Annotated in this window: 22 protein-coding genes; 8 read left to right on the top strand and 14 right to left on the bottom strand. The window is 72.8% G+C overall.

Annotation, left to right across the window (positions count from 1 at the left end; all coding sequences use genetic code 11):
- From VFV89_RS21615 to VFV89_RS21600, 4 genes are all read right to left on the bottom strand, one after another.
- A partial coding sequence (locus VFV89_RS21615) for an ATP-binding cassette domain-containing protein (protein ID WP_329708053.1) occupies positions 1–447 on the bottom strand: 447 nt, incomplete at its 3' end.
- Between the two features lies 1 nt (position 448).
- Complete coding sequence (locus VFV89_RS21610) at positions 449–1,246, bottom strand: ABC transporter permease (protein WP_329708052.1); 798 nt, start codon at positions 1,244–1,246, stop codon at positions 449–451.
- Positions 1,239–2,039: an ABC transporter permease gene (locus VFV89_RS21605; RefSeq protein ID WP_329708051.1), complete on the bottom strand. Its 801-nt coding sequence runs from the start codon at positions 2,037–2,039 to the stop codon at positions 1,239–1,241. Before VFV89_RS21605 ends, VFV89_RS21610 begins: the two co-directional genes overlap by 8 nt.
- The gene (locus VFV89_RS21600) at positions 2,036–2,617 is read right to left on the bottom strand and encodes a hypothetical protein (protein ID WP_329708050.1); all 582 of its coding nucleotides are present in this window, start codon (positions 2,615–2,617) and stop codon (positions 2,036–2,038) included. The genes VFV89_RS21605 and VFV89_RS21600 overlap by 4 nt, the downstream gene beginning before the upstream one ends.
- 49 nt (positions 2,618–2,666) lie before the next feature.
- Between VFV89_RS21600 and VFV89_RS21595 the strand changes: the two genes are divergently transcribed.
- Positions 2,667–3,503, top strand: coding sequence for a helix-turn-helix domain-containing protein (locus VFV89_RS21595; RefSeq protein WP_329708049.1), 837 nt, complete (start codon positions 2,667–2,669; stop codon positions 3,501–3,503).
- 16 nt (positions 3,504–3,519) lie between these two features.
- Here the strand turns inward: VFV89_RS21595 and VFV89_RS21590 are convergent, their stop codons facing one another.
- On the bottom strand, positions 3,520–4,047 hold the full coding sequence (locus VFV89_RS21590; protein ID WP_329708048.1) for a YbhB/YbcL family Raf kinase inhibitor-like protein: 528 nt from the start codon (positions 4,045–4,047) through the stop codon (positions 3,520–3,522).
- 102 nt (positions 4,048–4,149) lie between these two features.
- On the opposite strand from VFV89_RS21590, the gene cobA reads away from it, so the two are divergent.
- Together cobA and VFV89_RS21580 are read left to right on the top strand one after the other, a co-directional pair.
- Positions 4,150–5,385: a uroporphyrinogen-III C-methyltransferase gene (gene cobA, locus VFV89_RS21585; protein ID WP_329708047.1), complete on the top strand. Its 1,236-nt coding sequence runs from the start codon at positions 4,150–4,152 to the stop codon at positions 5,383–5,385.
- Positions 5,378–6,181: an RNA methyltransferase gene (locus tag VFV89_RS21580; RefSeq protein ID WP_329708046.1), complete on the top strand. Its 804-nt coding sequence runs from the start codon at positions 5,378–5,380 to the stop codon at positions 6,179–6,181. Before cobA ends, VFV89_RS21580 begins: the two co-directional genes overlap by 8 nt.
- Here the strand turns inward: VFV89_RS21580 and VFV89_RS21575 are convergent.
- Both VFV89_RS21575 and def read right to left on the bottom strand, forming a co-directional pair.
- Positions 6,178–6,684, bottom strand: coding sequence for a GNAT family N-acetyltransferase (locus VFV89_RS21575; protein WP_329708045.1), 507 nt, complete (start codon positions 6,682–6,684; stop codon positions 6,178–6,180). The two genes, VFV89_RS21580 and VFV89_RS21575, sit on opposite strands and share 4 nt — an antisense overlap.
- Positions 6,684–7,271, bottom strand: a complete 588-nt coding sequence (def, locus tag VFV89_RS21570) for a peptide deformylase (RefSeq protein ID WP_329708044.1) — start codon at positions 7,269–7,271, stop codon at positions 6,684–6,686. The genes VFV89_RS21575 and def overlap by 1 nt, the downstream gene beginning before the upstream one ends.
- Before the next feature lie 86 nt (positions 7,272–7,357).
- Here def and VFV89_RS21565 point away from each other — a divergent pair, with 86 nt between their 5' ends.
- Positions 7,358–8,674 carry an acyl-CoA dehydrogenase family protein gene (locus VFV89_RS21565; protein WP_329708043.1) on the top strand — a complete coding sequence of 439 codons (1,317 nt, stop codon included), beginning with the start codon at positions 7,358–7,360 and terminating at the stop codon, positions 8,672–8,674.
- A complete protein-coding gene (locus tag VFV89_RS21560; protein ID WP_329708042.1) occupies positions 8,674–9,900 on the top strand; it encodes an acyl-CoA dehydrogenase family protein in 1,227 nt (408 codons plus the stop codon). Before VFV89_RS21565 ends, VFV89_RS21560 begins: the two co-directional genes overlap by 1 nt.
- 77 nt (positions 9,901–9,977) lie before the next feature.
- Here VFV89_RS21560 and VFV89_RS21555 read toward each other — a convergent pair whose 3' ends face one another.
- From VFV89_RS21555 to galK, 5 genes are all read right to left on the bottom strand, one after another.
- A complete protein-coding gene (locus VFV89_RS21555) occupies positions 9,978–11,402 on the bottom strand; it encodes an LLM class flavin-dependent oxidoreductase (protein ID WP_329708041.1) in 1,425 nt (474 codons plus the stop codon).
- A 7-nt stretch (positions 11,403–11,409) separates the two neighbouring features.
- On the bottom strand, positions 11,410–11,778 hold the full coding sequence (locus tag VFV89_RS21550; RefSeq protein WP_329708040.1) for a hypothetical protein: 369 nt from the start codon (positions 11,776–11,778) through the stop codon (positions 11,410–11,412).
- 5 nt (positions 11,779–11,783) lie between these two features.
- A complete protein-coding gene (locus VFV89_RS21545; protein WP_329708039.1) occupies positions 11,784–12,392 on the bottom strand; it encodes a hypothetical protein in 609 nt (202 codons plus the stop codon).
- A gap of 65 nt (positions 12,393–12,457) precedes the next feature.
- The gene (locus VFV89_RS21540) at positions 12,458–12,748 is read right to left on the bottom strand and encodes a YiaA/YiaB family inner membrane protein (protein ID WP_329708038.1); all 291 of its coding nucleotides are present in this window, start codon (positions 12,746–12,748) and stop codon (positions 12,458–12,460) included.
- A 73-nt stretch (positions 12,749–12,821) separates the two neighbouring features.
- Complete coding sequence (galK, locus tag VFV89_RS21535) at positions 12,822–13,991, bottom strand: galactokinase (protein WP_329708037.1); 1,170 nt, start codon at positions 13,989–13,991, stop codon at positions 12,822–12,824.
- A gap of 41 nt (positions 13,992–14,032) precedes the next feature.
- On the opposite strand from galK, the gene VFV89_RS21530 reads away from it, so the two are divergent.
- From VFV89_RS21530 to VFV89_RS21520, 3 genes are all read left to right on the top strand, one after another.
- Positions 14,033–15,469, top strand: coding sequence for a GuaB1 family IMP dehydrogenase-related protein (locus tag VFV89_RS21530; RefSeq protein ID WP_329708036.1), 1,437 nt, complete (start codon positions 14,033–14,035; stop codon positions 15,467–15,469).
- Between the two features lie 177 nt (positions 15,470–15,646).
- The gene (locus VFV89_RS21525; RefSeq protein WP_329708035.1) at positions 15,647–16,168 is read left to right on the top strand and encodes a GNAT family N-acetyltransferase; all 522 of its coding nucleotides are present in this window, start codon (positions 15,647–15,649) and stop codon (positions 16,166–16,168) included.
- Positions 16,165–17,997, top strand: a complete 1,833-nt coding sequence (locus VFV89_RS21520; RefSeq protein WP_329708034.1) for a long-chain fatty acid--CoA ligase — start codon at positions 16,165–16,167, stop codon at positions 17,995–17,997. Before VFV89_RS21525 ends, VFV89_RS21520 begins: the two co-directional genes overlap by 4 nt.
- 28 nt (positions 17,998–18,025) lie before the next feature.
- On the opposite strand, the gene VFV89_RS21515 is transcribed toward VFV89_RS21520, so the two are convergent.
- Positions 18,026–18,556 (bottom strand): LysR substrate-binding domain-containing protein, encoded by a 531-nt coding sequence (locus VFV89_RS21515; RefSeq protein ID WP_329708033.1) that lies wholly within the window; start codon positions 18,554–18,556, stop codon positions 18,026–18,028.
- A 16-nt stretch (positions 18,557–18,572) separates the two neighbouring features.
- On the bottom strand, positions 18,573–19,410 hold an 838-nt coding region (locus VFV89_RS21510), incomplete at its 5' end, for a peroxidase family protein (protein ID WP_329708032.1).

The following is a 19,410-nucleotide window of genomic DNA, read 5'->3' as shown; positions in this document are numbered from 1 at the left end:
GCCGCGCATCCGCTGGCCGAGGCTGAGCTGGCGGACCGGGGTGTCGAGCAGGTCGCCCAGCGAGAGCAGCTCGACGTACTCCTCGAGGTTGGCGCGCCAGCGGCCCGGCGGGATCCGGTAGATCTTCTGGAGCAGCTCGAAGGAGTCCTGGAGCGGCAGGTCCCACCAGAGCGTGGTGCGCTGGCCGAAGACGACCCCGATCCGCCGGGCCAGCTGCGCGCGCTTGCGGCTCGGGTCGACCCCGGCCACCCGGATCGACCCCGAGGTCGGGACCAGGATCCCGGTGAGCATCTTGATCGTCGTCGACTTGCCGGCGCCGTTCGGGCCGATGTAGCCGACCATCTCGCCGGCCTCGATGCTCAGCGACAGGTCCTTCACGGCCACGACGGGCGGCCGGCCGCGGATCTTGAAGGTGCGGGTCAGGTCGGTGACCTCGATCAGCGCCATGTCAGGACCCCGTGGAGCGGTAGGAGCGCACGCCCAGCTGCCAGACCCGCAGCGCCCCGGCGGTGACCACGACGGCGATGACGGGCGAGAGCCACTGGGTCCAGTCGGGGTAGCCGAGCGGGTCCGGGTGGCCGAGGATGTGCAGGCTGGGGTACCAGTTCACGAAGGCCAGCGGGACCGCGAACGTCATCGCCTTGATCAGCTCGGAGGGGAAGATCGAGAGCGGGTACGACGTGATCGTGTTGCCGCCGTAGGTGAACGCGTTGGCCACCTCCGCCGAGTCGATGGTCCAGAACTGGATGCAGGCCAGCCCCACGAAGACCGCGACGAAGATGATCGTGGCGGCGACCAGCATCAGCACGGTCAGGACCACCTTCGACCTCGTCCACTCGATGTGGGTGCAGGCCCAGCCGAGGACCAGCGCGGCCTGGGCGATCCGGGACACCCGCCGGAGGGCGAACTCGTCGGCGCAGACCTGCACCAGCAGCGGGACCGGCCGGACGAGCATCTGGTCGAGCCGGCCGAGCCGGATCATCTGGCCCAGCCGTTCGATCCGGCCCGCGAACAGGTCGGCGACCGCGAACGCGACGCCCGTGCCGCCGTAGAGGAAGGCGACCTCGTGGAGGTCGAAGCCGCCGAGGTGCTCGACGTTCTGGAACAGGATCCAGATGCCGACGAAGTCGATGCCGGTGATGAGGAATCCGCCCACGATGAGCATCGCCCACGACACCGGGTAGGCGCGCGAGGCGCGGACCCACAGCCGCGCGATCTGGGTGTAGCGGACGACGGCCTCAACCACCCTGGACCACCACCTTCCGCTCGGCGACCTTGAGCAGCGCGGCGCAGGCGCCGAGCAGCACGGCGGCCCAGAGGAGCTGGAGGCCGAGGGTGCCGACGGCGTCCCAGCCCGCATGCTTGCCGAGCCAGAGGTCGGCGGGCGCCTGGATGTACGAGGCCCACGGCAGCGCGAGGGCCAGCCGTCCGAACCAGCCCGGGAACAGCACCAGCGGCACGGTGAGCCCGCTGAAGAACATCGCGGCGGTGCTGGCCAGCACCTGGGTGCCCTGGTCGTCGAGGACCCAGAACGCGGTCATGGCCACGAGGAACCGGATCGCGAAGCTGACCAGGACGGCGAGCACCACGCTCACGGCGAACGCCAGCCACACGGCCGGGCCGGCGGGGTAGCGCAGGTCGAACAGCAGCGCACCCACCACCGTCGGCACCAGCCCGCGGCTGATCAGGTGGAACACCGCGCGCCCGAGGTCGGCGGCGAGGTACCAGCCGAGGATCCCGACCGGTCGGTAGAAGTCCAGGGCCACGTCGCCGGTCTTGATCCGGGTCGCCAGGTCGGTCGGTGAGCCGCCGCCCCAGATCGCGACCACCATGATCATCGCCTGGCCGAGCCACACGTAGGTGACCGCGTCGTGCACGTCGTACCCGCCGGCGTCCGGGTTCTGCTTCCAGACCGCGATGAGCACGAGCGCGTTGATGACGCCGAAGACGCAGTTGGTGAAGATCCCGGCGAGGGTCGCGGCCGTGTAGGTCGAGTAGCGGCGGAAGGAGCGCGTCGCGACGGCGACGTGCAGGCTCACTGGCGCGAGGCTACCCGCGCCACCAGCAGCGAGGCGAGGAAGGCGCCGCACGAGCCCAGGGTCATGTCACCGAGCGTGTCCTCGTAGGCCGTGTCGAGCTCGGTGCCGTGCCGGATGAAGGTGTACCACTCGCCGATCTCCCAGCCGAGCGCGAGCAGGCAGCCCAGCCCGGTGACCAGCAGCAGCTGCACCCACCGGGGCGTGAGATCGCGGGCGATGAGCAGCCCGATCCCCGACAGCAGGAAGAACCAGTTCACGAAGTGGTTCATGTCGTCCCACCACGTGACGGTGTCGTAGAGGTCGAGGCTGTTGCCGGTGGTGTCCACCAGGAAGCCCAGCATGATCAGCGCGAACGCGACGTACGGCGGCTCCTTCTCCGGGTGCCCGCGGCCCACCGTCAGCCACCAGATCGCGGGCACCAGCAGCATCATCACCGGGTAGGCCAGGAGACGCGCCCCGAAGGCCTTGTCCGCGAACCTCTCGATACCGGGCACGAAGGTCGCCACGGCCAGCTGAGCCACCGTGGCGACCAGCACGAGCACCGGCAGCCACGCCCATCGGTGCCGGGAGCGCTCCACGCGGCAGATCATGCCCGCTGTTGTCCGCGCCGCTGCCTACGATCGCCGCGTGTCTTCGGAGGTCCACACCGCCAACCCGCCGGCGGTCGGCATCCTGCGCCCGGAGATCAACGACGCGCTGGTGCGGCGCGACCGGCTGATCCCGCACGACGGGCTGAGCACCTGGGTCGAGCACTACTGGACCGTGGCGTGGGAGCTCGACGGGCCGGGGTTCGTGTCCGAGGTGGTCAGCCACCCGTCGGTGCACGTCACCGTGGAGTCGGGGGACCGGCCGCGGTTCGGTTACCCGATGCCTGCCGGCCTGGTGCACGGCGTGATCACCCGCAGGTTCAGCCAGGAGATCGCCGGCCGCGGGCGGGTCTTCGGCGTGAAGTTCCGGCCGGGTGGCTTCGGTGCCTTCACCGGTGCTGACGTGGGCACCTGGACCGACCGGGTGCTGCCCCTGTCGGCGGCGTTCGGGGACTCGTCGGCCGCCCTGGTCCGCGACGTGCTCGAGGCGGGGCCGGACGACGACCGCGCGTCCCTGATGGACGCGTTCCTGCTGGACCGGGTGCCCGCGCGGGACAAGAGGTACGACGAGGTGCTGGCCATCGTCCGGGACATCCAGGGCGACCCGACCCTGACCACGGTGGAGCTGGCCGCCCGCCGGCACGCGATGTCCGAGCGGACGCTGCAGCGGCTGTTCCGACGCTACGTCGGCGTCGGGCCCAAGTGGGTGCTCCAGCGGGCCCGGCTCCACGACGCCGTGGACCGCATCGACAGCGGGCGGGTGACCGACCTGGCCTCGCTGGCCCTCGAGCTCGGCTGGTTCGACCAGGCCCACTTCACCCGCGACTTCACCGCACTCGTCGGCCAGTCACCGGCGGCGTACGCCGCTCGGCGCTGACCGTCCCCAGCAAGCGTCAGTGCCGGTAGGTCCCCTTGACGATCGCGCGGGCCGCGGTCTTGAAGGCGAGGTTGAACGACACCACCGCGGGCGAGGCGTCGGAGTCGACGCCGAGCGACTCCTCCGTCACGGCGTGGACGACGAAGTAGTAGCGGTGCACCTGGTCGCCGGGAGGAGGCGCAGCCCCCATGAAGGCCTTGGCGCCGCCATCGTTGCGGCACATGAACGCGTTGCCCGGGAGGTCGGCACCCTCCGCACCCGCGCCGGCCGGCAGCGACGTGCAGTCGGCGGGCAGGTCGACCAGGACCCAGTGCCAGAAGCCGCTCGGGGTCGGCGCGTCCGGGTCGAAGCAGGTGACGGTGAAGCTCCTGGTCTCCCCGGGGAAGCCGGACCACGACAGCTGTGGCGAGGAGTTCCCGAACTCGGCCACCTGGTCGTCCTTGAGCGGCTGGCCGTCGGTGACGTCCTCGCTGGTCACGGTGAACGACGGGACGGGCGGCAGCAGGTCGTAGGGATCGGGGCTCACCGGGCGGTCGATGCTCATCGAGGCTCCTGTCGGTCGGCTGGTTGTCGTTTCGCTTTCAACGTAGTCCGCGCTGTGGTCCCACGCCACGGGCCCGATGCGCACAGCCGCGATGATGGTCGGGTGGAGCAGCCGCCGCCGTACCCCTCCGGCCTGATCCTGGCCGGACGGCGGGTGCTCGTGGTCGGCGGCGGCCACGTGGCGCAGCGGCGGGTGCCGCAGCTGATCGCGGCGGGCGCCGACGTCGTCGTCGTGTCGCCGCAGGTGCGCCCGGCCGTCGAGGGGCTGGCCACGGGCGGGGAGATCACCTGGCACCGGCGCGGCTTCGAGGACGCCGACCTGGACGGCGCGTGGTACGTCATCGCCGCCACCGACGACACCTCGGTCAACGAGGCGGTGAGCGTGGGGGCCGAACGGCGCCGGGTCTTCTGCGTGCGCTCCGACGACGCGACCCGGGCCAGCGCGTGGACACCCGCGGTCGGCCGGCACGCGGGCGTGACCGTCGCGGTGCTCGGCAACCGCGAGCCGCGGCGCAGCGCCGCCGTCCGCGACGAGGTCCTCGAGGGGCTGCGCGAGGGGACGATCGTGGCCCGGCACCAGCGCGACCGGTCGCCGGGCGTGGTCCTGGTCGGCGGCGGACCCGGCGACCCCGAGCTGATCTCGGTGGCCGGCCGCAAGGCGCTGATGGAGGCCGACGTCGTCGTCGCCGACCGGCTCGCCCCGCGGGAGCTGCTCGGCGAGCTGCCGGCCGACGTGGAGCTGGTCGACGTGGCCAAGCTGCCGCGGGGCCGGGCCGCCCTGCAGGAGGAGATCAACCGGATCATCGTGGACCGGGCCCGGGCCGGGAAGCTCGTGGTCCGGTTCAAGGGCGGGGACAGCTTCGTCTTCGGCCGCGGCTACGAGGAGGTCGAGGCCTGCCGGGCCGCCGGGGTCCCGGTCACCGTCGTGCCGGGGCTGACCAGCCCGATCTCGGTCCCGGCTCTCGCGGGCATCCCGGTCACCCATCGGGGCGTCGCGCACGACTTCACGGTGGTCTCCGGGCACCTCCCGCCCGGCCACCCGGACTCGCTCACCGACTGGGACGCGGTGGCCCGGCTGCACGGGACCCTGCTGCTGATGATGGCCGTCGAGAATGCCCCCGCGATCGCCGACGCGCTGCTGGCCGGCGGGCGGAAGCCGGACACGCCGGTCGCCGTGGTCTGCGACGGCAGCATGCCGGGGGAGCGGACCGTGCTCTCGACCCTGGCCGGTCTCGCCGCCGACCTGGAGAGCGAGGCGGTGCAGCCGCCGGCCGTCATCGTGGTCGGTGACGTCGTGGCGGTGGCCCGGCCCGAGCACTACCCCGACCGACGTGGCTGAGCTGGTCGAGGTCTCCGACCCGGCCGACCCGCGGCTGGCGGACTACCGGGACCTCCGAGACGTCGAGCTCCGCAAGCACCTCGAGGCCGAGCACGGGCTGTTCCTGGCCGAGGGGGAGAAGGTGGTCCGCCGGGCCGTGGAGGCCGGGCACCAGGCGCGGTCGTTCCTGATGGCGCCACGCTGGCTGGACGGCCTTGCGGACGTGCTGGCCGCGAGCAAGGCGCCCTGCTACCTCGTGTCCGAGGAGCTCGCCGAGGAGGTCACCGGCTTCCACGTGCACCGCGGCGCCTTGGCCTCGCTGGAGCGCCGGCCCCTGCCGACCGTCGAGTCCGTGCTCGAAGGCGCCCGGTCGGTGCTGGTGCTCGAGGAGATCGTCGACCACACCAACGTCGGCGCGATCTTTCGCTCCGGCGCCGCGCTCGGCTTCGACGCCGTCCTGCTGGCCCCGCGATGTGCCGACCCGCTCTACCGACGCTCGGTCAAGGTGGCGATGGGTGCGGTCTTCGCGCTGCCCTGGACGCGGCTGCCCGACTGGTACGACGCCCTGCCGGCGCTGTCGGCCCGCGGCTTCACGACGGTGGCACTGACGCTGGCCGAGGACGCCGTACCGGTCGAGGACGCCGTGGCCGGTGTCGACCGGCTGGCGCTGGTGCTGGGCTCGGAGGGGCACGGCCTGTCCCCGCGCTGGGAGGAGACCGCCGACCGGAGGGCGATCATCGCGATGGCAGCCGGCATCGACTCCCTCAACGTCGCCGCCGCGACCGCGGTGGCGTGCTACGTCGCCGCGCGGCGCTAGACGGGCAGCTCGAAGATCGTCTCGAGGCCGTCCTCCTCGTCCCACTGCTCGCCGACCTCCACGAACGGCAGCTGCGCGACGAGTCCGAGGGAGGGGGCGTTGGTGGGCGAGACGGAGACCCGGAAGACGCGCGCCGACGGGTCCGACCGGGCCCTCTCGATCATCCGCAGCAGCGCGGCACGGGCGTAGCCGCGGCGGCGGTGGGCCGGGTCGACGCCGTAGCCGACCTCGACCATGCCGTCCGCGTCGGGAGCCGCATGGAACCCGGCCGCGCCCACGATCTCCCCGGTCTCCTCGTCGACCAGGATCCCGGTGACCCACGGCAGGTCCTCGGGGGTCTCGACCACCTGGCCTGCGCGACGTCGCCAGACACCGATCCGCTCCTCGGAGACCGTGTACGGCGTGAGCGGCAGCCCGGTCAGCTCGATGGCACCGGCCAGGTCGCCTGCCGCCAGGGCCGCCAGCGCCTCGGGCGAGAGGTGGACGATCCGGACCGACGGCATCAGGCCGCCGGCCAGTCCGGGGGGTAGTCCCCGGCGGCCCGCTCCATGGCCTTCTGGAGCCTCTTGCGCTGCTTGGTGGCCAGCCGGTCGCCGAAGACGGTCCCGCGCGTGTGGTCGGTCTCGTGCTGCAGGCAGCGGGCCAGCATGCCCGTGCCGGTGAACTCGACCGGCTGGCCGTCGAGGCCGGTGCCGGTGACCGTGGCCTGGTCGGGGCGCGCGCACTCGACGAACGCCCCGGGGTAGGAGAGGCACCCCTCGTCGCTCTCGTCGAGCTGGCGGTCCTTGCCCTCCGGCAGGGTCAGCGCCGGGTTGCAGACGACCCCCACGGTGCGCGTGCCGCTCTCGTCGGGGCAGTCGAAGACGAAGACCGCCTTGTCGACCCCGATCTGGCACGCCGCGAGGCCCACCCCGTCCGCGGCGTACATGGTCTCGACCATGTCGGCGACGAGCCGCGCCAGCTCTGCGTCGTAGTCGGTGACGGGCTGCTGCGGTCGGTGCATCACCGGCTCGCCCCACCGCGTGATCGGGCGGACGACGCCGCCACGGGGGAGCGGGCCGTATGGCGCGTGGATGGTCTGCTCGGACACGCGGCGACCCTATCGAGCGGGCGAGTGTGACCCGATCCACCCCGTCTCCTGTAGCCACATGTGTAACTCGGAGTTACGTTCTTGTCATGTCCTCGATCGGCTACCTCGTGGCCGGCGTCAGCCGGCTCGCGCAGACCGACCTCCTCGACCGGCTCGGGCTCCGCAAGCAGGCTGAGCAGGCGGTGTTCTCGGTGACCCGCAGCGGGTTCGCCACCGTGACCCGGGCGAGCCGGACCTTCGCCCGGGCCGGCTCCCGCGGCAGGGCCGGCGTCCGGGCCGAGTCGACGAGGGTCGGCGGGGAGTTCGACCTGACCCCCACCGAGGACGAGCGGCTGCTGGTCGACGTGGTCACAGAGTTCGCGACCGAGATGGTCCGGCCCGCCGCCGCGGAGGCGGACGAGGCGTGCGCGGCACCCCAGGAGCTGCTCGAGGCCGGCCTCGAGCTCGGCCTGCCGATCCTCGGCCTGCCCGAGTCGCTCGGCGGCGTGAGCGCGGAGCGGTCGGCGATGGCCGGCACGCTGGTCGCCGAGGCGCTGGCCAAGGGCGACATGGGGCTCGCCGTGGCCGCACTGGCACCCGGCTCGGTGGCCACCGCGATCGGGCTGTGGGGGAGCGACGAGCAGCAGCAGACCTACCTCCCCGCCTTCACCGGCGGCCCCGGTCTCCCGCAGGCCCCCGCCGCCGCGCTGGCGCTCCCCGAGCCGCGGGTCCTCTTCGACGTCCTCTCCCCGCAGACCACGGCGGTGCGGACCGGCGAGGGGTATGTCCTCAACGGTGTGAAGTCGCTGGTCCCGCGGGGGGCGGACGCCGAGCTGTTCGTCGTGGGGGCGTCCCTCGAGGGCCGGCCGGTCCTGTTCCTCGTCGAGTCCTCGACGAAGGGGCTCTCCGTCGAGGGCGACCCGGCGATGGGGGTCCGGGCAGCGTCGCTGACCAAGCTGACGCTCCAGGACGTGCGGGTCGGGACCGGCGCCGTGCTCGGGCAGGCCGACGGGTCGACGTACGCCGAGTGCGTGCGGCTCTCGCGGCTGGCCTGGTGCGCGCTGGCGGTCGGCACCGGTGAGGCTGTGCTCGACCACGTGACGCCCTACGTCAAGGAGCGGGAGGCGTTCGGCGAGCCGATCGCGCACCGCCAGTCGGTGGCGTTCATGGTCGCGAACATCGCGATCGAGCTGCAGGCGATGCGGCTGCTCACCTACAAGGCGGCCGGCCGCGCGGCGGCCGGGAAGGACTTCGCGAAGGCCGTCGCCCTGGCCCGCGAGGCCTGCGCCCACAAGGGGATGCAGATCGGCCTCGACGGCGTGCAGCTGCTCGGCGGCCACGGGTTCGTCAAGGAGCACCCGGTGGAGCGGTGGTACCGCGACCTCCGGGCCGTCGGAGTCATGGAAGGTGCGGTGCTCGTCTGATGGTCATCCAGCTCGACGACCCCAGGAGGTTCCGGACGCTGGTGGGGCAGGCCCACCAGGTCGCGATGAACATGCTGCGTCCGATCTCGCGCAAGTACGACCTCGCGGAGCACGAGTACCCCAAGGAGCTCGACATGCTCGCCGCGATGATCGACGGGCTGGCCCGGTCGGGCGCCTCGGAGGGCGCCGGTGCGGCCGGCGTACGCCGCGAGGACAGCCTCGACGACGGCGCCAACCGCAACGGCGCCAACCTCGCCTCGGTGATGTCGATCCAGGAGATGTGCTGGGGCGACGTCGGCCTGCTCCTGTCGATGCCGCGGCAGGGGCTCGGCAACTCGGCCATCGCCTCGGTGGCCGACGACGAGCAGCTCGAGCGGTTCGACGGCATGTGGGCCGCGATGGCGATCACCGAACCGGGGACCGGGTCGGACTCCGCCAACATCGCGACGACCGCGGTGCTGGACGGTGACGAGTACGTCCTCAACGGCGAGAAGATCTTCGTGACCTCAGGCGAGCGTGCGGACGCCGTCGTCGTCTGGGCAACGCTGGACCGCGACCTCGGCCGGGCCGCGATCAGGTCCTTCGTGGTCCCGAAGGGCACACCGGGGATGCGCGTCGAGCGGCTCGAGCGCAAGCTCGGCATCCGCGCCTCCGACACCGCGACGATCATCTTCGACGACTGCCGGGTGCCGAAGGAGAACCTCCTCGGCTCGCCCGAGGTCGACCCCGGGTCATCGGGTGGGCAGGGCTTCGCCGGCGCGATGGCCACCTTCGACAACACCCGTCCGCTGGTGGCGTCGATGGCCGTCGGCTGCGCTGCCGCCGCGCTGGACCTGACCCGCGAGCTGCTGGAGAGGGCCGGCGTCGAGATCGACTACGACCGCCCGGCGTACGCCCAGCCGGCGGCGGCCGCGAAGCTCCTCCAGCTCGAGTCCGACCTTGAGGGCGCCCGGCTGCTGATGCTCCAGGCCGCCTGGATGGCCGACAACCGCAAGCCCAACTCGCTCGAGGCCTCGATGGCCAAGGCCAAGGCGGGGCGGGTCGGCTCCGACGTGACGCTGTCGTGCGTGGAGCTGTGCGGTGCGGTCGGCTACAGCGAGACCGAGCTGCTCGAGAAGTGGGCCCGCGACTCCAAGATCCTCGACATCTTCGAGGGCACCCAGCAGATCCAGCAGCTGATCGTCGCGCGCCGGGTGCTCGGGCTGTCCTCCACGGACCTGAGGTAGGGCCCCGCCCGGGGGCGGTGCCCAGGCAACCGCTCTCCACGTGGACAAGGGTTGCTGTCCCACCGCCACCCAAGGGCTCAGGCGAGCAGCGGCGCCAGCCTCTCGACGTCCTCTGCGCCCTCGAGGTCGGCGATGCCCACGAAGACGGTGTCGACGCCGAGCTCGGCGAGGCCGCCCCAGCGGTCGCGCTGGTCGGCGGCGGTGCCGGCGTGGGTGCGCTCGGCGTACGCCGCGGCCGACGTGCGGCCGCGGAGCCGCTCGACCCGCGCCCAGGTGTCCTCGCGGTCGGCGCCGATGGTGGGCAGGTCGAGCACGGTGATCCGGACCGTCTCCGAGTGTCGGCGCAGCGTGCCGACCAGCTCGTCGAGGCGGGGTCGCGCCGACGGGAGGTTCGCGGCGTCGCCCAGCGTGGCCGCGATGCGGAGCGTGCGCGGGCCGGTGCCGCCGACGATGACCGGCAGGTCGCCCACCGGCCGCGGGTAGGACGTCGTCTCCGGGAGGCTGACCCGGCGGCCGTCGTAGGCCTTGGTGCCGGAGGCCCACAGCGCGCGCATGGTCTCGATCCCGCGCTCGAGGTCGTCGAGCCGCTGCCGTGGCGGCGGGAGGTCGAGGCCGAACGCCGCGTGCTCGCGCTCCCACCAGCCGGCGCCGACGCCCACGAACGCGCGGCCGCCGGTCAGCACGTCGAGCGTCGCCGCCGCCTTCGCGGTGATTCCCGGGGCGCGGAACGTGACCGGGGTGACCAGCGTGCCCAGCCGGAGCTCGGTGCCCAGCCCGGCCACCGCGCCGAGGGTCACCCAAGGCTCGGGGATCGGCGACCAGGCGCGGTCGACCTGCGGGATCTGGATGAGGTGGTCCATGACGGACAGCCCGGCGAACCCCGCCTCGTCGGCAGCGCGCGCGACACCGGTCAGCCAGGCCAGCGGCTCCTGGCCCCACGGGAACCGGCTGACCTGGAGCACCACGTCGAGCCCTTGGGAGTTCCGGCGGTCGGCGGTGCGCGCGGCCGGTGCCGGGCCGGACTCGGGTGCCGGCTCGGTCGCCGTCACGGTCCGGAGCTCGTCCCAGCCCTCGAGCTCGAGCTGTGCGACCACGGCGCGGTGACGCTTCAGCTGGGCAGCCAGGGTCGGTGCCGGCACCGGACGGTCCCGAGCGGCGTTGCGGCGCCGGCACTCGGCGTCCGGGGTGTCGAACACCACCACGACGGCGGGCAGCCCGACCTCGCGGGCGCGCGCCAGCCAGCCCCGCCGCCGGGTCTCGTCCGTGCCGAGCGTGTCCACGACGGTGGTGAGCCGCCGGCCGGTGCGGGCGTTGACGATCCGCTCGAGCAGGTCGAACGCGTCCGCCGAGGCGTCGAGGTCGTGCGGACCGCTGCCCACGACGGCGCGCAGCGCGTCGGACGAGACGATCTCGTCGCGTCGGTAGTGTGCGGCCGCCCACGTCGACTTCCCGGCGCCGGACGGCCCGACGAGGACGACGACCGCGGGGTCCGGGAGGCTCACACGCGCACTATGACGTGCTCGGCCTCGGCGGTGGGAGCTTGGCGCCGGGGACGCTCTTGCGCCTGGCGGGTCGCGGCGGCTTGGCGCTGGGCCGCTGCGGGCCGATGTTGCGGGCGACCGTCGCCGGCGACGGGTGCCGGGCCGGGGGCTCCTCGGGGGCCGCAGGCTCGACGTTCTCCTCGACCTGCGTCTCGACCTTCTTGGAGGGTGTGAACGTCGTGGTGGTGCGCCGGACGGGCCGGCGCACCTTCGAGGCGACCCGGTCGGTCAGCCGGCCCAGCGGAGGGCCGGCCAGGGTCACCACGCGGTCGGCCGTGCCCCGGCCGAGCCGGAGCCCGGTGGAGACACCGCGGTTGAGGACCGTGCGGGCGTCCATGCCGGTCAGCCCTTCTCGACGTCGGATGCCCGGGCCCCGGTCTCGGCCTCACTCCTGACCGCATGGGTGAGGGCGGGGTCCATGAGGGGCTCGGTCCCGACCTGCTGGAGGTCGGAGTCGGTCGTGTCCGGGTTGTACGCCGGGTCCGCGCCCGTGGTCCCGACCGGGGTCTCCACCTCGTTGTCGTCGACGGTGGCCAGGTCAGCGGCCTTCTTGGCGGGTGTCTTCTTGGCGGACGTCTTCTTGGCCGGTGCCTTCTTGGCGGACGTCTTCTTGGCGGACGTCTTCTTGGCGGGTGTCTTCTTGGCCGTGGTCTTCTTGGCGTCAGCCGGCGTCAGCGGGTCACCCTGGTCCTTGCGGGGCTCGGACTGCGGCTCGGCGACCGGCCGGCTCTCCGCCCGGGGAGCCGCGGCACGCTTCCGGCCGGGCAGCTTGGTGCTGACCCGGCCGGCCACGGCGACGGCCTGGCCGACGGCGGTGCCGACCACCTTCTGGCCCGTGCCGATCGGGTCCTTGACGGTCTCGGCGACGGTCCCGGCTACCGTACCGGCCACTGTCATGGCGGTCTCGGTGGCGACGTCCTTGATCTTGACGATCGGGTTCTTGCTCGGCACGGACGAGCTCCTTCCGTGAGGGCGAGTGGGCTCGAGGTCGAGTCAACCACGTACCCGAAAGGCGCCTACGACACCGTCCGGAACGGATCGTGCTCGGCCAGGATCTTGTCGACGCGGGCCTGGTCGAGGCGGGTGACCACCGAGTGGTCCTCCTGGGCGTCCCGGATGCACTTGGCGAGGGTGAACGACGAGGTGGTCAGGAACAGCGTCCCGAGACCGAGGAAGGCCCGGACCCACGGGTCGACGGGCAGGTAGAGGATCGCGAAGAGCATCGCGCAGAGCGCGACGGCGAAGGAGAGACCGGCCTGGGCGAAGAAGGCGGCGGTGTTGCGGCCGCTGGAAGGTGTGTTCGTCATGACGGGAACTCTCGCCGCTGCGCCGACGGCGCCGCGCCCGCGCCGATACCCGAGTGAGGCTGAGTACGCCGACTCAGTTTGGCACGAGGCCCGCACCCGCGGACGGCACCGCGCGCAGGTGCACCGGCGAGCGGAAGCCCTCCAGCACGAACGCGGCGTCCACGGCCCGCATCACCGCGTCCACGCGCTCGTCGGGCACCACCGCCACCGTGCTGCCGCCGAATCCTCCCCCGGTCATCCGCGCCGCCACCGCGCCGGCCTGGACGGCCACCGCGACCGCGCAGTCCAGCTCGGGGCAGGAGATCTCGAAGTCGGCGCGCATGGACCGGTGCGAGGCGTCGAAGATCCGGCCCACCTCGTCCCAGTCGCCGTCGCCCAGGTTGGCCACCGTGTCCCGGACGCGACCGATCTCGGTGACGACGTGTCGGGCGCGGCGGCGTACCCGGTCGTCGGCGAGCGCCTCGACGGCCTCGAGGGTGGCCGCCCGCAGGGTCGGTACGCCGAGCTCCCGGACGGCCTCCTCGCAGTCGGCCCGCCGCGACCCGTAGCCGCCGTCGGTGAGCTCGTGCGCCACCCGGGTGTCGGTGACCAGGAGCGTGTGGCGAGCCAGGTCGAGCGGCACCGCCTCGGTCTCATGGGACTCGAAGTCGATCAGGAGCGCCGCGCCGGCCACGCCGTGCACGGCCACGGTCTGGTCCATCCCACCCGTGGGCGCCCCGACGACCTCGGTCTCGGCGCGGATGCAGGCGTCGACCAGCTGCTGCCGGTGCTCTGCGGGGTCGGTCCCGGCCAGGTCGAGCAGGGCGACCCCGACCGAGCACTCCAGCGCCGCCGACGACGAGAGGCCGGCTCCGACCGGGACACGGCTGTCCACGAGCAGGTCCACGCCCGGCACGTCGTACCCGGCCTCGCGCAGCGCCCACACCACGCCGGCGGCGTAGCCGGCCCAGCCCTCGACCGACCCGGGGCCGAGCTGTCCGAGGGTGCCCTCCCAGGTCTCCTCGCGCTGCCGGCTGACCAGCCGCACCAGCTCGTCGGCGCGCGGCCGGGCCGCCGCGTAGGTCGCGTGGGGGAGCGCGACGGGCAGCACCAGCCCGGCGTTGTAGTCGGTGTGCTCCCCGATCAGGTTGACCCGGCCGGGCGCGCGGGCGAGGCTCGTGGGCGGCTCGCCGTACCGGTCGGCGAAGGTCGAGCGCACCGAGGCGGCGAGCTCGCCCGGGTCACCGGGGTCCACGAGCGTCATGAGCTCACCCTAGGCACCTTCGCGCCGTAGGATCCGCACACGTGCGATTCATCGATGACCGCGTGCCCGCCCACGACCTGACCTACGACGACGTGTTCATGGTCCCTCGGCACTCCTCGGTGAGCAGCCGGTACGACGTCGACCTGGCCACCTCCGACGGCACAGGGGCCACGCTCCCGATCGTGGTGGCCAACATGACCGCGATCGCCGGGCGCCGGATGGCCGAGACCGTGGCCCGCCGCGGCGGCCTCGTGGTGATCCCGCAGGACATCCCCATCCCGGTGGTCGCCGACGTGGTCGGCTGGGTCAAGCGGAGGCACCTGGTCTTCGACACCCCGATCGAGCTGGCGCCGACCCAGACCGTGGCCGAGGCGCTGGCCCTGATGCCCAAGCGGGCACACCGCTGCGCGGTCGTCGTCCAGGACGGCCGGCCGCTGGGGCTGGTGACGGCCGAGGACTGCGCCGAGGTCGACCGGTTCGCACAGGTCAAGGACGTGATGCGGCCGGCCGCGGTGACGATCCCGGCCGACACCGACCCGCGCGAGGCCTTCGACAAGCTCGACACCGTGCACGCGGGCGTCGCGGTCGGCGTCGACGACGACAACCGGCTGGTGGGCGTGCTCACCCGCACCGGCGCGCTGCGGGCCACGCTCTACCAGCCCGCGGTCGACGCCAGGGGCGGCCTGCGGATCGGCGCCGCGGTGGGCGTGAACGGCGACGTGGCCGACAAGGCCGGACGGCTGCTCGACGCCGGCGTCGACTGCCTGGTCGTCGACACCGCGCACGGCCACCAGGACCGGATGGTCGAGGCGCTCGCCGCGGTCCGGTCGCTGTCGCCGTCGGTGCCCGTGGTCGCGGGGAACGTGGTCTCCCCCGAGGGGACGCGCGACCTCATCGCGGCCGGCGCCGACATCGTCAAGGTGGGTGTCGGGCCGGGGGCCATGTGCACCACCCGGATGATGACCGGGGTGGGCCGGCCGCAGTTCTCCGCGGTGCTGGAGTGCGCCGAGGCCGCCGCCGGGCTCGGGAAGCACGTGTGGGCCGACGGCGGCGTCCGGCACCCGCGCGACGTCGCGCTGGCCCTGGCCGCGGGTGCGTCGTCGGTGATGATCGGCTCCTGGTTCGCCGGCACCCACGAGTCGCCCGGCGACCTGCTGGAGGACCCGTCGGGCCGCGCGTACAAGGTCTCCTTCGGCATGGCCTCGGCGCGCGCGGTGGCCAGCCGCACGGCCGGCGAGTCGGCGTACGACCGGGCCCGGAAGGGGCTCTACGAGGAGGGCATCTCGTCGGCCCGGATGTACCTCGACCCGGCTCGCCCGGGTGTCGAGGACCTGATCGACGAGATCTGCTCGGGCGTCCGCTCCGCCTGCACGTACGCCGGCGCGCACGACCTGGCCGAGCTCCACGAGCGTGCCCTGGTCGGCGTGCAGTCCACCGCCGGGTTCACCGAGGGCCGGCCGCTCGCGACGTCCTGGTAGAGGCGACGAACGGCGGTCCGGCCGGGTCCAAGGGCCCTACTCGTCCACGCCCGCGCGCGGGAGGCTGGACAGGAGAGGGGGAGGCGAGTCCCCGGCGCCGGACTGTCCGGCGGTGACCCGACCCGCCTGAGCCGCGCATTGATCACCGAGGCGCGTTTGCGCGACGGCACCAGGAGCATGATCCTGCCGCTGGAACCGCGCGATCGGGAGGCCGTTCGTGCCGGCTACGAGGACCTGTCCGAGCAGTCCCGGAACCACCGGTTCCTCTCGAGCGTGCCGCACCTGACCGAGGGCATGCTCGACCACCTCGTCGACGAGGTGGACGGCGTCGACCACGTGGCCCTGGCGCTGGTGGTGCTCGACGACGACGGCGTGGGGACGCCCGTCGGCGTGGCCCGGATGATCCGCTACCGCACCCGTCTCGAGGACGCCGACCTGGCCGTGACCGTGCTGGACGACTGGCAGGGGCGAGGTGTGGCGACCGCGCTCCTCGCCGAGCTGGTGGGCCAGCGCCCGGCCGGTGTCGAGCGCGTGGTCACCTCGGTGGCCGCCGACAACGCGGCCTCCCTGGCGATGCTGCGGCGGCTCGGGCCGACCACGGTGTCCCCGGCCGGTATCGACCGCCTCGACGTCGTCCTGGAGCTCCCTCCGTCCCCGGCCAGTGCTTGGACAGGCACCCGAAACCAGGAGGAGCCATGACTGACTCGACACTCAGCAGCAGCCGTCCGGGGCTGCCGAACCAGGCATTGAGCCTGGCCCACATGTTCCGCGACCGAGTCGCGACCACCCCGGACCGCGAGGCGTTCCGGTTCCCGACGGACGGTGGTTGGACCTCGGTGAGCTGGCACGACGTCCATGACCGGGTCGAGGCGCTGGCCGCGGGGCTGCTGGCCCTGGGCATCGGCCACGAGGACCGGGTGGCGATCGCCAGCAGCACCCGGATCGAGTGGATCTACGCCGACCTGGCCATCGCCTGTGCCGGTGCCGCCACCACGACCGTCTACCCGACCACCAACGCCGACGAAGTCGCGTTGATCCTGGCCGACAGCGCGAGCCGGATCGTGTTCGCCGAGGACGACGTCCAGGTCGCCAAGGTGCTCGGCCTTCGCGACCAGCTGCCGGCCCTGGAGAAGGTGGTCACCTTCGACGGCACCCCGGACGGCGACCGGGTCCTGTCGCTGGAGGACCTCGCCGAGCGGGGTAGGAGCCACCTGGCCGAGCACCCCCGTGCCGTCGAGGAGGCGATCGAGGCCACCGGACCGGACGACCTCGCGACCCTGATCTACACCTCCGGCACGACGGGGCGGCCCAAGGGGGTCGAGCTCCCGCACCGGTGCTGGACCTACCTGGGAGCCGGCGCCGAGGAGCTGGAGATGCTGAGCCCCGAGGACCTCCAGTACCTCTTCCTGCCGCTGGCGCACTCCTTCGGCAAGATGCTGGAGGCCGTCCAGCTCCAGATCGGCTTCCCGACGGCCGTCGACGGTCGGATGGACCGGATCGTGCCCAACCTCGCCGAGGTCCGACCGACGTTCCTGGCCGGGCCCCCGCGGGTCTTCGAGAAGGTGCACGGCCGGATCGTGCAGACGGTCGAGGAGGAGGGCGGCCCGAAGGCCGCGCTGTTCGGCTGGGCCTTCCGGGTCGGGGACCGGGTGTCCCGGGCGAGGTTGGCCGGGAGCCGGACCGGGCCGCTGACCCGGGCCCAGCACGTGCTGGCCGACCGGCTGGTGCTCGCCAAGGTCCGCGAACGGCTCGGTGGTCGCATCCGCTTCATGGTCAGCGGCAGCGCCGCCCTCTCCGAGGACGTCTCGCACTGGTTCGACGCCGCGGGGCTGCTGATCCTGGAGGGCTACGGGCTCACCGAGACCAGCGCCGGTGCGTGCATCGTCCGGCTCCAGGACCCGGTCTTCGGCCGCGTGGGACCACCCATCGACGGCACCGAGGTCCGGATCGCCCCCGACGGCGAGATCCTGGTGCGCGGCCCCAGCGTGATGCGGGGCTACCACGGCCTCGGCGAGGAGACCGACAAGGTGCTCGACGCGGAGGGATGGTTCGCCACCGGTGACGTGGGGGAGGTCGACGAGCGCGGCCACCTCCGGATCACCGACCGCAAGAAGGACCTGGTCAAGACCTCGGGCGGCAAGTACATCGCCCCTCAAGCGATCGAGATCATGTTCAAGGCCGAGTGCCCGCTCGCGAGCCAGATGATGGTCCACGCCGAGGGACGCAACTACGCCACGGCGCTGGTGACGCTGGACCCGGAGTCGGTCGCCCAGTGGGCCGCCGCCCGCGGGATCGCGGAGACCGACTTCGCACGCCTCACGGCGCACCCGGAGCTCCACGCCTATGTGAGCGCGTCCATCGACAGGGTCAACAGCCGGCTGAACCGCTGGGAGACGATCAAGGACTTCCGGATCCTCGACCGCGACCTGACCGTCGAGGACGGCGAGATCACCCCGAGCATGAAGGTCCGGCGCAAGGTCGTCGAGTCGAAGTTCCACACGCTGCTGGACGACATGTACGCCGCGTGAGGGTCCCGGGGTGATGTCCCGGGGGAGCTCACCCCCGGGAGCTGCGGCTGGTGCGGCCTCGAACGATGCCGATGAACGTCTGCACCCTGGGGTCGTCGTTGTCCTCCAGCCAGGCCAGTCCGACCTGCGTGGTCGCCAGGTCGGTCACGGTCCGGTAGGTCACGTCCTTGCGGTGGTGCAGCCGGGCCACCGACATGGGTACGACGAGCACCCCCGTCCCGGCGGCGACCGCCTCGACCGCGTCGCGCAGGCTCACGCCCGTCCAGTCCTGGTGCTCGTCGGCGAGGTCGTCGGTGGTCACCTCGTCGAGGAGGGTGAGCACGTTGTCGACGTTCATGACCGCGACCGGCAGCTCCTCGTAGAGCGGGATGACGTGCAGCCCGTCGCGGACCACCGGCAGCCGGACCAGCGCCATGTCGAGCGCGCTGGTCCGGAGGCCGTGCTCCTGGACGTCCTCGGTGACCGGCACCAGCTCGATCGGCTCGCGCTGCCGCTCGCGCCAGACCCCGGCCCACTTGTCCGGCGTGGCGCCGGTGACGAAGCCCAGCCGGAAGGTCACCGGGACGTCCCGGCCGTCACCTGTGCAGGTCGAACCGGTCGAGCTCCATGACCTTGGTCCACGCCTTGACGAAGTCGCCGACGAACTTCTCGCCGCCGTCGCTGCTGGCGTAGACCTCGGCGATGGCCCGGAGCTGGCTGTTGGAGCCGAACACCAGGTCGGCCGCGGTCGCCGTCCACCTCGGCTCGCCACTGACCGCGTCCCGGATCTCGTAGAGGTCCGCGGCCGTCTCGGAGTCCTTCCACTCCGTGCCCGGGGCCAGCAGGTTGACGAAGAAGTCGTTGGTCAGCACGCCGGGCCGGTCGGTGAGCACGCCGTGCGGTGTGCCACCGTGGTTCGCGCCCAACGTCCGGAGGCCGCCGACCAGCACGGTCATCTCGGGGGCGGAGAGCTCGAGCATGTACGCGCGGTCGAGCAGTAGCGTCTCCGGGGAGAGCTTCTCGCCCTCGCGGACGTAGTTGCGGAACCCGTCGGCCCGTGGCTCGAGCACGGCGAACGACTCGACGTCGGTCTGCTCCTGGCTGGCGTCGGTGCGACCGGGCGTGAACTGGACGGTCACCTCGTGGCCGGCGTCCTTGGCGGCCTTCTCGACCGCCGCCGAGCCGGCCAGCACGATCAGGTCTGCCAGCGAGACCTGGGCCCCGCCACCGGCGTTGAACTCCTGCTGGACCTTCTCGAGGGTCTCCAGCACCGTGGCCAGCTCGTCCGGGTCGTTCGAGGTCCAGCTGCGCTGCGGCTCGAGGCGGATCCGGGCGCCGTTGGCGCCGCCGCGCTTGTCGGTCCCGCGGTAGCTGGCTGCCGATGCCCACGCCGTACGGACCAGCTGCGGCACCGACAGGCCCGAGTCGAGGACC

This window comes from Nocardioides sp., from assembly GCF_036274455.1.
Taxonomy (GTDB): Bacteria; Actinomycetota; Actinomycetes; order Propionibacteriales; family Nocardioidaceae; genus Nocardioides.
This window is presented reverse-complemented; position numbering and strand designations above follow the sequence as displayed.

Excerpts from the sequence above, each read along its gene's own strand:
- VFV89_RS21590 (WP_329708048.1), bottom strand. The coding sequence starts at position 4,047 with ATGAGCATCGACCGCCCGGTGAGCCCCGATCCCTACGACCTGCTGCCG.
- VFV89_RS21575 (WP_329708045.1), bottom strand. The coding sequence starts at position 6,684 with ATGCCGTCGGTCCGGATCGTCCACCTCTCGCCCGAGGCGCTGGCGGCC.
- VFV89_RS21565 (WP_329708043.1), top strand. The coding sequence starts at position 7,358 with ATGTCCTCGATCGGCTACCTCGTGGCCGGCGTCAGCCGGCTCGCGCAG.
- VFV89_RS21560 (WP_329708042.1), top strand. The coding sequence starts at position 8,674 with ATGGTCATCCAGCTCGACGACCCCAGGAGGTTCCGGACGCTGGTGGGG.
- VFV89_RS21550 (WP_329708040.1), bottom strand. The coding sequence starts at position 11,778 with ATGGACGCCCGCACGGTCCTCAACCGCGGTGTCTCCACCGGGCTCCGG.
- VFV89_RS21540 (WP_329708038.1), bottom strand. The coding sequence starts at position 12,748 with ATGACGAACACACCTTCCAGCGGCCGCAACACCGCCGCCTTCTTCGCC.
- galK (WP_329708037.1), bottom strand. The coding sequence starts at position 13,991 with ATGACGCTCGTGGACCCCGGTGACCCGGGCGAGCTCGCCGCCTCGGTG.
- VFV89_RS21525 (WP_329708035.1), top strand. The coding sequence starts at position 15,647 with ATGATCCTGCCGCTGGAACCGCGCGATCGGGAGGCCGTTCGTGCCGGC.
- VFV89_RS21520 (WP_329708034.1), top strand. The coding sequence starts at position 16,165 with ATGACTGACTCGACACTCAGCAGCAGCCGTCCGGGGCTGCCGAACCAG.